A 12,558-nucleotide genomic window follows, 5' to 3' on the forward strand; every position below is an offset into this window, starting at 1 on the left:
CTTACAGCTTCAGCAGGTTGGCGTCGTCGACCGAGGCCGACCGGCGGGCACGGAAGATCGCCATGATGATGGCCAGGCCGACGACGACCTCCGCGGCGGCGACGACCATGACGAACAGGGCCATGACCTGACCGTCGAGGGCGCCGTGCATGCGCGAGAAGGTGACGAGGGCCAGGTTCGTCGCGTTGAGCATGAGCTCGACGCCCATGAACACGATGATCGCGTTGCGGCGCGTCAGCACCGTGGCTGCACCGATGGCGAAGAGCAGCACCGCCAGGTAGACGTAGTGCATCGGGCTCACTTGGTCTGCCCCTCCTCGATCTCGTGCTCCAGGTACCGCTCGACGTCGCGGAGCCCCTCGGTCGTCGCGACCTGGTCGCGGGCGACGAGGACGCGCGAGACGGACAGGTCGCTCGGCGTGCCGTCCGGCAGGAGGGCAGGGGTGTCGACGGCGTTGTGGCGGGCGTAGACGCCGGGGGCCGGCAGGCCCGCGACGTGCGTGTTGTCGCGGACGCGCTTGGCGGCCCACTCGGCCTGCGTCCGGCGCGGCACCAGCCGCTCGCGGTGCGCGAGGACCATGGCGCCGAGGGCAGCCGTGATGAGCAGCGCGGACGTGACCTCGAAGACCCAGACGTACTGGCCGAAGATCAGCTCGGCGAGCGCCGTGATGTTGCCCGTCTCGGCGTTGGTCGACTCGAGCTTGTCCATGCCGGTCTGCACCGTCGGCTGGTCGAGGGTCGCGGCGCCGATCGAGAAGAAGAGGACCCCGGCCAGGCCGATGACGAGCAGGAACGCCGCCCACTTCTGGCCCCTGATCGTCTCGACGATCGAGTCGGAGGAGTCGACGCCGACGAGCATGAGCACGAACAGGAAGAGCATCATGACGGCGCCGGTGTAGACGAAGATCTGCACGATCCCGAGGAAGTCGGCCTTCTGCATGATGTAGAAGACGCCGAGGACGCACATGACGAGCGCCATGCCGAGCGCGGCGTGCACGGCCTTCCTGGCGAAGAGCAGGCCCAGTGCCGCGACGACCGCGAGCGGGGCGAGCAGCCAGAAGCCGACGGCTTCGGCGGTGGAGGTCACGGGTTGGCCCCTTCCCGGGTGTCGGCCGCGGTCGGGTTGACCGCGTGGACGAGGTCGTGCTGTCCGGGGCCGGCGGCGGCGACGTTGCCCGGCGCCTCGGCGTACTCCGGGAGGTCGAGGTCGTCGGTGTCCGCCGCGGCGTCGCGAGCGTCGACGTACTCGCGCTGCGCGTCGGTCGGCCCGGTGACCTTGCCGAGGTAGTAGTCGCGCTCCTCCATGCCGTCGGCCATGGGGAACGGCGGCGGGAGCATGCCGCCCTGGAGGGGCGCGAGGAGCTGGTCCTTGGTGAAGATCAGCTTGCCGCGGTCGTTGTCGGCCAGCTCGTAGAAGTTCGTCATCGTCAGGGCCCGGGTGGGGCAGGCCTCGATGCACAGGCCGCAGAAGATGCAGCGCAGGTAGTTGATCTGGTAGACGCGGCCGTAGCGCTCGCCGGGGCTGAAACGTCCGGCGCCACCGGGCGTGTCGTCGTTGTCCGCGCCCTCGACGAGGATCGCGTCGGCCGGGCAGGCCCAGGCGCACAGCTCGCAGCCCACGCACTTCTCGAGGCCGTCGGGGTGCCGGTTGAGCTGGTGGCGGCCGTGGAAGCGCGGCGCCGTCGGGCGCGGCTTCTCCGGGTACTCCTCGGTGGCGACCTTGCGGAACATCGTCGAGAACGACACCCCGAAGCCGGCGACCGGGGCGAAGAGCTCGGAGAGGAACCCCTTCTCGCGATCGTCACCGGAGCCGGTGCGGTCCTGGTCTCGGGCAGGCCTGCCGACGGCGCCGGAGCCCTGCGCGGGCCCGGCGACGTCCTTGCCGACGGTGTCGTCAGCCATGGGTCTCCTCCTTGGCGGGAGTCGAGGTGGTCGTGCTGCTCGCCGTGGACAGCACCGGCTCGGAGCCCAGGCGGTGGCCCGGCTCGACGAGGCGCTGGCCCGGCAGCGGCGGGACGGGGTAGCCACCGGCGAACGGGTCGACCTCCTCCGGCGGGCGCTGCTCCTCGGCGGCGAGGCGGGCGGCGCGCTTGTCGTCCCAGATCCAGGCCGCGGCGAGCGCGATGACGGCGACGACGCTGACGATGACGACCGTCGCGACCGACAGCTCGCGGCCGGCGATCGTCAGCTTGCTGTCGCCGAGGAAGTTCAGCTGCGCGCCGCGGATGAAGGCGACGGCCATGACCCACGCGAGCGTGATCGGGATGAGGAACTTCCAGCCGAAGCGCATGAACTGGTCGTACCTGACCCGGGGCAGCGAGCCGCGCAGCCAGACGAACAGGAACATGAACAGCCAGAGCTTGATGGTGAACCAGAGCAGGCCCCACCAGCCGCCGTTGAGGGCGCCGTCACCGATCATCGCGATGAACGGCGGGGCCTGCCAGCCGCCGAGGAACAGCGTCGTGGCGAGCGCCGAGACGGTGAACATGTTGACGTACTCACCGAGGAAGAACATCGCGAAGCGCATCGAGGAGTACTCGGTGTGGAAGCCCCCGGTGAGCTCGCCCTCGCCCTCGGCGAGGTCGAAGGGCAGGCGGTTGGTCTCGCCGACCATCGTGATGACGTAGACGGCGAACGAGAAGAACGCCGGCAGGATGTACCACGGCGAGCTCTGGGCCGACACGATCGACGAGGTGGACATCGAGCCGCTGTAGAGGAAGATCGCGACGAGCGAGAGCCCCATGGCGATCTCGTAGCTGATGACCTGGGCCGTCGAGCGCAGGCCACCGAGCAGCGGGTAGGTCGAGCCCGAGGACCAGCCGGCCAGGATGATGCCGTACACGCCGACCGATGCGACGGCCAGCACGAGCAGGACCGCCACGGGCACGTCGGTGACCTGCAGCGGCGTCCGGTGGCCGAACATCGACACCGTGCCGCCGACCGGGATGATCGCGAACGACACGAACGCCATCGTCGCCGCGATGAGCGGGGCCAGCGTGTAGATGATCTTCTCGGCGTTGGCCGGCGTGATGTCTTCCTTGAGCATCGACTTCATGCCGTCGGCGAGGGTCTGCAGCAGGCCGAAGGGGCCGTTGCGGTTGGGCCCGGGCCGCTGCTGCATCCGGCCGATGACGCGACGCTCGAACCAGATGACGAGCAGCGTCGACACCAGCAGGTAGACGAAGATGCCGACGGCCTTGATGAGCGAGACCCACAGGGGGGTGTCACTGAAGTCGGCGGACGGGTTCTCGGTCATCGGGGTGAGCGTGGCCACCCCTGCTGCCGCGAGGCTGAGGCTCATGCGGCACCACCCTTCGTGACGGAGACGCGGCCCCCGGCGTCGGTACCGAGGCCGGTGTGCACGGAGCTGCCCCTGCCGGTCGAGGTGCCGGTCGAGGTGCCGGTCGAGGTGCCGGTCGAGGTGCCGGAGTGGCGCGAGCTGGCCGGCAGCCACACGACGCCGTCGACCATGTCCTCGACGACGACGGCGGGCAGCGTGACGCTGCCGGCCGGGCCGGACACGGTGACCGGGTCGCCGTCGGCGACGCCGACGGCGGCGGCCGAGGCGACCGAGAGCCGGGCGACCGGCTTCGGGGCGGTGCCGGCGAGGAACGGCTCACCGTCCTGCATCCGGCCCGCGTCGAGGAGCGTGGCCCACGTGGACAGGACGAAGTCGCCGCCGCCCGAGGCGTCCCCGGCGGTCCGGTGGCCGGCCGGCGCGACGGTGCCGCGAGCACCGCCCCAGGGGCCGAGCTCCTCGAACTGCGCGTGGATCTCGGCCTGGGTGCGGGTCTCGAGGAAGAAGCCCATCTCGCTCGCCAGCATGTCGAGGGCGCGGTGGTCGCTGACCGCGTTGGAGGCGAGGGCCTCCTCGAAGGGACGGACCCGGCCCTCCCAGTTGACGTACGACCCGGGCTTCTCGGCCTGCGGCGCCACCGGCAGGACGACGTCGGCGACGGCCGTGACGGCGGACTCTCGCAGCTCGAGGGAGACGACGAACGCCTGCTCGAGCGCGGCGGCCGCGTCGGCCTGGAGGTCGCCGGGCAGGTCGGCGGGGTCGACGCCGCCGACGACGAGCGCGTCGATGGCGCCGGCTGCGGCGGCCGCGAGGATGCCCGCGGTGTCACGGGGCGCGGCGTCGGGCAGCGTGTCGACGTCCCAGGCGCGGGCGACCTCGGCGCGTGCGGCCGCGTCGTTGACCGGACGCCCGCCGGGCAGCAGGGCACCGAGCGCGCCCGCCTCGAGCGCACCGCGCTCCCCCGCCCGGCGCGGCACCCACGCGAGGCGTGCACCGGTCGTCGCGGCGAGGTCGGCGGCGGCCCGGAGGGCGCCGCGCGCGGTGGCGAGGCGCTCACCGACGAGGACGATGCCCCCACCGGCCAGGGCCTCGCGGGCCTGGGCACCCAGCTCGGTCGAGCCGAGGTCGGCCAGCGCCAGGGCCTCGTCGCCGGGGACGGTCGGCAGCAGCGTGCCGCCGAGCTTGGTCAGGCCGCGCGTGGCGTGCGACGCGATGGCGAAGAGGCGGGTCCCGTTGTGGCGGAACGCCTTGCGCAGCCGCAGGAAGACGATCGGCGACTCGTCCTCGGGCTCGAACCCGACGAGCAGGACCGCCGGCGCCTTCTCGAGGTCGGCGTAGGTGACGGCGCCACCTTCCGGCCCGGTGGCCGCCACGTGCTCGGACAGGAAGGCGACCTCCTCGGCCGAGTGCGGACGCGAGCGGAAGTCGACGTCGTTGGTCCCGAGCACGATCCGCGCGAACTTGCCGTAGGCGTAGGCGTCCTCGGCCGAGACTCGCCCGCCGGTGATGACGCCGGCGCGCTTGCCGGCCAGGCCGGCCGCGGCGGCTGCGAGGGCCTCGGGCCAGCCCACGACGGTGAGCTCGCCGTCGGCGTTGCGGACCATCGGGTACTCGAGGCGGTCGGGCAGCGTCGCGTACGTGAAGGCCCAACGGCCCTTGTCGCAGTTCCACTCCTCGTTGACCGCCGGGTCGTCGAGGGCCATCCGGCGCAGCACGACGCCGCGACGGTGGTCGGTGCGGATGGCGCAGCCGGACGCGCAGTGCTCGCACACCGACGGGGTCGACACGAGGTCGAAGGGCCGGCTGCGGAAGCGGTAGGCCGCCCCGGTCAGCGCACCGACCGGGCAGATCTGCACGGTGTTGCCCGAGAAGTAGCTCTCGAAGGGCTGCTCCTCGTAGATGCCGATCTGCTGGAGCGCGCCGCGCTCGACGAGGGCGATGAACGGGTCACCGGCGATCTGGTCGGAGAAGCGGGTGCACCGGGCGCAGAGCACGCAGCGCTCGCGGTCGAGCAGGACCTGCGAGGAGATGTTGACCGGCTTGGGGTAGGTGCGCTTGACGTCCTCGAAGCGCGACACCGGACGGCCCGCGCTCATGGCCTGGTTCTGCAGGGGGCACTCGCCGCCCTTGTCGCAGACCGGGCAGTCGAGCGGGTGGTTGATGAGCAGCAGCTCCATGACGCCCTGCTGCGCCTTGTCGGCGACCGGCGACGTGTGCTGCGTGTTGACGACCATGCCCTCGGACACCGTCATCGTGCACGAGGCCTGCGGCTTCGGCATCGGGCGGACATTGCCCTCACGGTCGGGCATCGCGACGTCGACGAGGCACTGGCGGCACGCCCCGACGGGGTCGAGCAGCGGGTGGTCGCAGAAGCGCGGGATCTCGATGCCGACCTGCTCGGCGGCGCGGATGACGAGGGTGCCCTTGGGCACGCTCACCGGGACGCCGTCGATGGTGACGTTGACGAGGTCGGGCGCCACCGGCGCCTTGCTCTCGGTCGTGGCGGTCATGCGGACACCATCCCGCTGGACTCCTTGGACTGGGTCGGTGAGGTCTGGACCGCGAAGAGCACCGACCGCTCCGGCGGGAACAGCTCGTGCGCGGGCGTGTGCATGCCGGCCTCGAACTCCTCGCGGAAGTACTTGACGGCAGAGGTGATCGGGCTCGTCGCGGCGTCACCGAGGGCGCAGAAGCTGCGGCCGAGGATGTTGTCGCAGATGTCGACGAGCTTGTCGATGTCGTCCTGGGTGCCCTGGCCGTTCTCGATGCGGTTCATGATCTGGCGCAGCCACCACGTGCCCTCGCGGCACGGGGTGCACTTGCCGCACGACTCGTGGGCGTAGAAGTCGGTCCAGCGGGCCACGGCCCGCACGACCGACACGGTCTCGTCGAAGACCTGCAGCGCGCGGGTGCCGAGCATCGAGCCGGCCGCGGCGACCGAGTCGAAGTCGAGCGGCACGTCGAGGTGCTCCTCGGTGAAGATCGGCGTCGAGCTGCCGCCCGGCGTCCAGAACTTCAGCCGGCGGCCCTCGCGCATGCCGCCGGCGAGGTCGATGAGCTCACGCATGGTGATGCCGAGCGGCGCCTCGAACTGGCCGGGGTTGGTCACGTGGCCCGAGAGGCTGAAGATGCCGAAGCCCGTGGACTTCTCGGTGCCCATGCCCTTGAACCAGTCGGGGCCCTCGAGGATGATCCCCGGGACCGAGGCGATGGACTCGACGTTGTTGACCGACGTGGGGCGCGCGTAGAGGCCCGCGGCACCCGGGAACGGCGGCTTGAGGCGCGGCTGGCCGCGGCGGCCCTCGAGCGAGTCGAGCAGCGCGGTCTCCTCGCCGCAGATGTACGCGCCGGCGCCGGCGTGCACCGTGATGTCGACCGTGACGCCCTTGCCGCCCACGTCGTCGCCGAGATAGCCCGCGGCGCGGGCCTCCTCGACCGCGCGAAGCAGGCGGCGGTAGACGTGCACGACCTCGCCGCGCAGGTAGATGAACGCGTGCTCGCAGCCGATGGCGTACGAGGAGATGATGACGCCCTCGATGAGCGAGTGCGGGTTGGCCATCATGAGCGGCACGTCCTTGCACGTGCCCGGCTCGGACTCGTCGGCGTTGACGACGAGGTAGCGCGGGCCGCCGTCGGGCGGGCTCATGAACGACCACTTCATGCCGGTCGGGAAGCCGGCGCCGCCGCGGCCGCGGATGCTGGAGTCCTTGACGGCGTCGATGATCGCCTGCGGCTGCATGTCGAGCGCCTTGCGCAGCGCCTTGTAGCCGTCGTGACGCTCGTAGGTCGCGAGGGTCCAGGACTGCGGGTCGTCCCAGAACTTCGTGAGGATCGGGGTCAGCGTGTCGGTCACTTCGATCCGTCCTTCCCGTCGGGCTGCGAGCCGTTCGCGCCGCCGGCACCCGGGGCCACCCAGCCACGTTCGTTGGCGATCCTCAGGCCGAGCAGCGAGGCCGGCCCGGCGCCCACGCCCTCGTCGCCGCGTCCGTCGTGGAAGCCGGCGAGCACGCGCGAGACCTCCTTGAAGGTGCACACCTTGGCGGCGCCGCGGGTCGGGGCGACCTCCTTGCCGGCGCGCAGGTCCTCGACGAGGCCGATGGTGCTCTCGGGCGTCTGGTTGTCGAAGAACTCCCAGTTGGCCATGACGACCGGTGCGTAGTCGCAGGCCGCGTTGCACTCGACGCGCTCGAGGGTGATCTTGCCGTCCTCGGTGGTCTCGTCGTGGCCGACGCCGAGGTGCTCGGACAGGCGGTCGAAGATGAGGTCGCCGCCCATGATCGCGCACAGCGTGTTGGTGCAGACGCCGACCGTGTACTCACCGTTGGGGTGGCGCTTGTACTGGGTGTAGAACGTCGCGACACCGCTGACCTCGGCCTCGGTGAGGTCGAGGACCTCGGCGCAGAAGGTGACGCCGCGACCCGTGACATAGCCGTCGACCGACTGCACGAGGTGCAGCAGCGGCAGCAGGGCCGAGCGCTTCTGCGGGTAGCGCGCGATCACCTCGGCCGCGTCGGCGCGCAGCCGGGCGAGCGTCTCGTCGTCGTACGGCGCCTTGGACTCCGGGCTGACGTGCAGGTGGCCTGACGCGTCGTGACCGCTCAACGGTCCACACCTCCCATGACGGGGTCGATCGAGGCCACCGCGACGATGACGTCGGCGATCTGGCTGCCCTCGCACATGGCGGCCACGGCCTGCAGGTTGTTGAAGCTCGGGTCGCGGAAGTGCGCGCGGTACGGGCGCGTGCCACCGTCGGACACGAGGTGGCAGCCGAGCTCGCCCTTGGGCGACTCGATGGCGACGTACACCTGACCCGGCGGGACGCGGAAGCCCTCGGTGACGAGCTTGAAGTGGTGGATCAGGGACTCCATCGAGGTGCCCATGATCTCGCGGATGTGGTCGAGGCTGTTGCCGAGGCCGTCGCTGCCGAGCGCGAGCTGCGCCGGCCACGCGATCTTGCGGTCCTCGACCATGACCGCGTTGTCGGCGCCCTCGTCCGCCTGGAGCCGGTCGATGCACTGCTCGACGATCTTGAGCGACTCGTACATCTCGTCGATGCGGATGCGCAGGCGCCCGTAGGCGTCCTGGCTCGTGCGGGTGATGACGTCGAAGTCGTACGTCTCGTAGCCGCAGTAGGGGTCGAGCTTGCGCAGGTCGTGCGGCAGGCCCGTCGAGCGCAGCACCGGACCGGTGATCCCGAGGGCCATGCAGCCGGCGAGGTCGAGGACGCCGACGTCGACGGTGCGGCCCTTGAGGATCGGGTTCTCGTTGAGGAGCGCCTCGAGCTCGCCGAGGCCCCGGCGGACCTGCGGCACCATCTCGCGCAGCGCGTCGATGGCGCCCGGCGGGAGGTCCTGGGCGACGCCGCCCGGACGGATGTAGGCGTTGTTCATCCGCAGCCCGGTGACCATCTCGAAGATGCGAAGGACCCGCTCGCGCTCGCGGAACGCGACGGTCATGACGGTGGTCGCGCCCATCTCCATGCCACCGGTGCCGAGGCAGACCATGTGCGAGTTGACGCGCGTCAGCTCCATCATGAGGACGCGGATGACGTTGGCCCGCTCGGGGATCTGGTCGGTGATGCCGAGCAGCTTCTCGATGGCGAGGCAGTACGCGGCCTCCTGGAACATCGGCGTCAGGTAGTCCATCCGCGTGCAGAACGTCACGCCCTGCACCCAGTTGCGGTACTCCATGTTCTTCTCGATGCCGGTGTGCAGGTAGCCGATGCCCGCGCGGGCCTCGGTCACCGTCTCGCCGTCGATCTCGAGGATGAGGCGCAGCACGCCGTGCGTCGACGGGTGCTGGGGACCCATGTTGACGACGATGCGCTCCTCGCCGAGCGAGGTGGCCTCGTCGACGAGGTCGTTCCAGTCACCGCCCGCGGCGTTGAAGACGTGGGCGCCGGAGGCGGCCTCCTCGTCGGCGACCGACGTCGCGTAGACGTCGTTGGCACCCTCGTCGGGCACCTCGGTCTGGGTGAACTCGGTGTGCGTGCTCATCAGTTGTACGACCTCCGCTGGTCCGGCGGCGGGACGGTGGCGCCCTTGTACTCGACGGGGACGCCGCCGAGGGGGTAGTCCTTGCGCTGCGGGTGGCCCGGCCAGTCGTCGGGCATGAGGATGCGGGTCAGGGCCGGGTGGCCGTCGAACTCGATCCCGAACATGTCCCACGTCTCGCGCTCGTGCCAGTCGTTGGCCGGGTACACCGAGACGACGGACGGGATGTGCCGGTCGTCGTCGGGGCACGAGACCTCGACGCGGACGCGCCTGCCGCCGTGGGTGATCGACAGGAGGTGGTAGACCGCGTGCAGCTCCTCGCCGGTGCGTTCGGGGTAGTGCACGCCGGACACGCCGGTGCAGACCTCGAAGCGCAGCGACGCGTCGTCGCGCAGCACGCGGGCCACGGCGAGCAGGTGCTCGCGGCGCACGTGGATGGTCATCTCGCCGCGGTCGACGACGACGCGGTCGACGGCCTCTGCGTAGGAGGCCGAGCCACCGACGAGGCCGCGCTCGAGGTTGTCGGCGACCTCGTCGAAGTAGCCGCCGTAGGGCCGCTCCGACGCGCCGGGCACGAGGATCGGGCGACGCAGGCCGCCGTAGCCGGTGGTGTCCTGGGCCATCGTCGCGCCGAACATGCCCTGGCGCACGCCCACGACGCGCGGGCCGGTGGGGTTGGCGCCGTCGGGCTGGGCCAGCTCGACCTCGCCGGGCGTGATGCCGGAGGTCTGGTCCTTGGTCGTGTCGGCGTGGACGGCGTCCCTCGTGTCCTCGCTCATGCGAGCAGCCCCTTCATCTGGTGCGTCGGGGTGGCCGAGAGAGCGGCCTCCTCGGCGGCGCGGGCGGCGTGTTCGCGGTTGACGCCGAGCGGCGAGCTTCTCGATCTGGTGGTGCAGCTCGATGATCGCGTTGAGGAGCATCTGCGGGCGCGGCGGACAGCCCGGCAGGTAGATGTCGACGGGGATGATGTGGTCGACGCCCTGGACGATCGCGTAGTTGTTGAACATGCCGCCCGAGCTGGCGCAGACCCCCATCGAGATGACCCACTTGGGGTTGGGCATCTGGTCGTAGACCTGGCGCACGACCGGGGCCATCTTCTGGCTGACCCGGCCGGCGACGATCATCAGGTCCGCCTGGCGCGGCGTCGCCGAGAAGCGCTCCATGCCGAAGCGGGCGATGTCGTAGTCGGGCGTGCCGACGGCCATCATCTCGATCGCGCAGCAGGCCAGGCCGAACGTCGCCGGCCAGATGGAGGCCTTGCGCATGTAGCCGGCCAGGCCCTCGACGGTCGAGAGCAGGAACCCTGCGGGCAGCTTCTCTTCCAGACCCATTGCTTACTCCTTAGCTTGCTGTCGTCCCCGGTGCGCCGACCGTCCGGTCAGTCCCACTCGAGGCCGCCGCGGCGCCACACGTACGCGTACGCGACGAACACCGTGAGGACGAACAGGACCATCTCGACCAGCGCGAAGAGGCCCAGCTTGTTGAAGGCCACCGCGAACGGATAAAGGAAGATCGACTCGATGTCGAAGATGATGAAGAGCATCGCCGTCAGGTAGTACTTGATCGGCACGCGTCCCCCGCCGGCCGCATGGGGCGTGGGCTGGATGCCGCACTCGTACGCCTCGAGCTTGGCGCGGTTGTAGCGCTTCGGACCCACGACGAGCGACGTGAACACCGACAGGGCCGCGAACGCGAAGCCGAGCCCCAGCATGAACAGGATCGGGACGTACGAGTTCATCCGAGGTCACTTTGCCTTTCGGTCGTGCGTGTCGACGGGGCGGTGGTGCGCCAGAACGGGTGGTCCGTCGAGGAGGGCGTCACGGCAGTTGCGCGGCGCACCCATCCTAGGGGCGTCGGGATCGATTGTGCTCGGCGTCACAAGGCGCCCGGCAGCGGGGTGGCTCATGCGTCCGGCGCCAGTCGCGAGAGGGCGGTGATGATCCGGTCGCTCGCGCCGCGCCCGCGGGGGTCGGCGAGGTTGGCCATGATCTTGAGGAGGAAGGGCATGAGCTTCGTGCGGGGCAGGCCGTAGCGCGTCGCGAGGCGCATCACCTCGGGGTTGCCGATGGCGTGGGCGAACCAGCGGCCGAGGGTGAAGTAGCCGCCGAGCTCGTCCTTCATGACCTTCGGGTAGCTGGCGAGGACGCGCTCGCGGCCCGCGTCGTCGGGGCGGGCGTGCGCCTGGGCGATGACCTCCGCGCCGACGCGGGCGGCCTCCAGGGCGTAGTCGATGCCCTCGCCGTTGAACGGGTTGACCATGCCCCCGGCGTCGCCGACGAGCAGGAGACCGTCGGCGTAGAGCGGGCTGCGGTTGAAGCCCATCGGCAGGGCGGCCCCGCGGATCGGGCCGGCGGCCTCGTCGTGCTCGAGCTGCCACTCGGGCGAGATGTCCTCGACCCACCTGCGCATGACGTGCTTGTAGTCCGTGTGCTGGAAGGCGGCCGTCGTGTCGAGCGTGCCGAGGCCGACGTTGGTGCGGCCGTCCTCGAGCGGGAAGAGCCAGCCGTAGCCGGGCATGAGGATGCGGTTGCCCGCGTCGTCGCGCGTCCACAGCTCGAGGTGGCTCTCGAGGTAGTCGTCGCGCTTCGGGGTCGTGTAGTACGCGCGGACGGCCACGCCCATGACGCGGTCCTCGCGCTTGGGGCGGCCGACGGCCGTGGCGAGGCGGCTGGAGACGCCGTCGCTCGCGACGACGACCGGAGCCCGGTAGGTGACGCTCTCGCCGGTGGCGCGGCCACGGTCGTCGACCTTCTTGGCCGTGACGCCGACGACGCGCCCGGACGCGTCGTGGACCGGGGCGGTGACGCTGGTGCGCTCCTCGAGCTTGGCGCCACGCGACTGCGCGTGGCGGGCGAGGGTCTCGTCGAGCTGGGCCCGGGTGCGGACCATGCCGTAGGAGGGGAACGCGTCGTTCTCGGGCCAGTCGAGCTGCAGCGTGTGACCGCCGCCCTTGATGCGCAGGCCCTTGGTGCGCTGCCAGCCGCTCGTGTCGATGCCGAGGGAGACGAGCTCCTTGGTGGCGCGCGGGGTCAGCCCGTCGCCGCAGATCTTGTCGCGCGGGAAGGCGGACTTCTCGAGGAGCAGGACGTCGAGGCCGTGGTCGGCCAGGTAGGCGGCAGTGGCCGATCCGCCCGGACCGGCGCCGACGACGATGACGTCGGCGCTGGCGTCCGAGAGGGCGCCGGCATGCGCTGCAGGGCTCGTCGCCGAGCCGGTGCTGCTCATCTCTACCACGGGGCTTCCGACCTGCTTGTGAAGATCTTCACGA

The 12,558-nt window shown here is 70.9% G+C and carries 11 protein-coding genes and 1 pseudogene; all 12 read right to left on the reverse strand.

The window, feature by feature from the left end:
- Position 1: 1 nt before the first annotated feature.
- The 12 genes and pseudogenes from nuoK to AC1VM9_RS01910 all read right to left on the reverse strand — a co-directional run bounded on the left by nuoK (position 2) and on the right by AC1VM9_RS01910 (position 12,515).
- Entirely contained in the window at positions 2-292 is a 291-nt protein-coding gene (gene nuoK, locus AC1VM9_RS01855) for an NADH-quinone oxidoreductase subunit NuoK (RefSeq protein WP_481340822.1), read from the reverse strand.
- A 5-nt stretch (positions 293-297) separates the two neighbouring features.
- Positions 298-1,086: an NADH-quinone oxidoreductase subunit J gene (locus AC1VM9_RS01860; RefSeq protein WP_481340789.1), complete on the reverse strand. Its 789-nt coding sequence runs from the start codon at positions 1,084-1,086 to the stop codon at positions 298-300.
- Positions 1,083-1,901 (reverse strand): NADH-quinone oxidoreductase subunit NuoI, encoded by an 819-nt coding sequence (gene nuoI, locus AC1VM9_RS01865; protein WP_483120854.1) that lies wholly within the window; start codon positions 1,899-1,901, stop codon positions 1,083-1,085. The genes AC1VM9_RS01860 and nuoI overlap by 4 nt, the downstream gene beginning before the upstream one ends.
- Positions 1,894-3,300, reverse strand: a complete 1,407-nt coding sequence (gene nuoH / locus AC1VM9_RS01870; protein ID WP_483120856.1) for an NADH-quinone oxidoreductase subunit NuoH — start codon at positions 3,298-3,300, stop codon at positions 1,894-1,896. Before nuoH ends, nuoI begins: the two co-directional genes overlap by 8 nt.
- A complete protein-coding gene (locus tag AC1VM9_RS01875) occupies positions 3,297-5,807 on the reverse strand; it encodes an NADH-quinone oxidoreductase subunit G (RefSeq protein WP_483120858.1) in 2,511 nt (836 codons plus the stop codon). The genes nuoH and AC1VM9_RS01875 overlap by 4 nt, the downstream gene beginning before the upstream one ends.
- Positions 5,804-7,150, reverse strand: coding sequence for an NADH-quinone oxidoreductase subunit NuoF (gene nuoF / locus AC1VM9_RS01880; protein WP_483120860.1), 1,347 nt, complete (start codon positions 7,148-7,150; stop codon positions 5,804-5,806). Before nuoF ends, AC1VM9_RS01875 begins: the two co-directional genes overlap by 4 nt.
- Positions 7,147-7,899: an NADH-quinone oxidoreductase subunit NuoE gene (nuoE, locus tag AC1VM9_RS01885; protein WP_481340794.1), complete on the reverse strand. Its 753-nt coding sequence runs from the start codon at positions 7,897-7,899 to the stop codon at positions 7,147-7,149. Before nuoE ends, nuoF begins: the two co-directional genes overlap by 4 nt.
- Entirely contained in the window at positions 7,896-9,293 is a 1,398-nt protein-coding gene (locus tag AC1VM9_RS01890) for an NADH-quinone oxidoreductase subunit D (protein WP_483120862.1), read from the reverse strand. Before AC1VM9_RS01890 ends, nuoE begins: the two co-directional genes overlap by 4 nt.
- Positions 9,293-10,069, reverse strand: coding sequence for an NADH-quinone oxidoreductase subunit C (locus AC1VM9_RS01895; RefSeq protein WP_483120863.1), 777 nt, complete (start codon positions 10,067-10,069; stop codon positions 9,293-9,295). Before AC1VM9_RS01895 ends, AC1VM9_RS01890 begins: the two co-directional genes overlap by 1 nt.
- Positions 10,066-10,621, reverse strand: a pseudogene (locus AC1VM9_RS01900) (NuoB/complex I 20 kDa subunit family protein). Before AC1VM9_RS01900 ends, AC1VM9_RS01895 begins: the two are co-directional and overlap by 4 nt.
- Positions 10,622-10,668: 47 nt before the next feature.
- Complete coding sequence (locus AC1VM9_RS01905; protein ID WP_481340798.1) at positions 10,669-11,028, reverse strand: NADH-quinone oxidoreductase subunit A; 360 nt, start codon at positions 11,026-11,028, stop codon at positions 10,669-10,671.
- Between the two features lie 164 nt (positions 11,029-11,192).
- Positions 11,193-12,515, reverse strand: a complete 1,323-nt coding sequence (locus AC1VM9_RS01910) for a geranylgeranyl reductase family protein (RefSeq protein WP_481340799.1) — start codon at positions 12,513-12,515, stop codon at positions 11,193-11,195.
- Positions 12,516-12,558: the final 43 nt, after the last annotated feature.

The sequence above is a fragment of the Monashia sp. HAY1-11D genome (assembly GCF_056868035.1).

Coding starts and splice junctions, on each gene's coding strand:
- nuoK (WP_481340822.1), bottom strand. CDS start 292: ATGCACTACGTCTACCTGGCGGTGCTGCTCTTCGCCATCGGTGCAGCC.
- nuoI (WP_483120854.1), bottom strand. CDS start 1,901: ATGGCTGACGACACCGTCGGCAAGGACGTCGCCGGGCCCGCGCAGGGC.
- nuoH (WP_483120856.1), bottom strand. CDS start 3,300: ATGAGCCTCAGCCTCGCGGCAGCAGGGGTGGCCACGCTCACCCCGATG.
- AC1VM9_RS01875 (WP_483120858.1), bottom strand. CDS start 5,807: ATGACCGCCACGACCGAGAGCAAGGCGCCGGTGGCGCCCGACCTCGTC.
- AC1VM9_RS01890 (WP_483120862.1), bottom strand. CDS start 9,293: ATGAGCACGCACACCGAGTTCACCCAGACCGAGGTGCCCGACGAGGGT.
- AC1VM9_RS01895 (WP_483120863.1), bottom strand. CDS start 10,069: ATGAGCGAGGACACGAGGGACGCCGTCCACGCCGACACGACCAAGGAC.
- AC1VM9_RS01905 (WP_481340798.1), bottom strand. CDS start 11,028: ATGAACTCGTACGTCCCGATCCTGTTCATGCTGGGGCTCGGCTTCGCG.
- AC1VM9_RS01910 (WP_481340799.1), bottom strand. CDS start 12,515: ATGAGCAGCACCGGCTCGGCGACGAGCCCTGCAGCGCATGCCGGCGCC.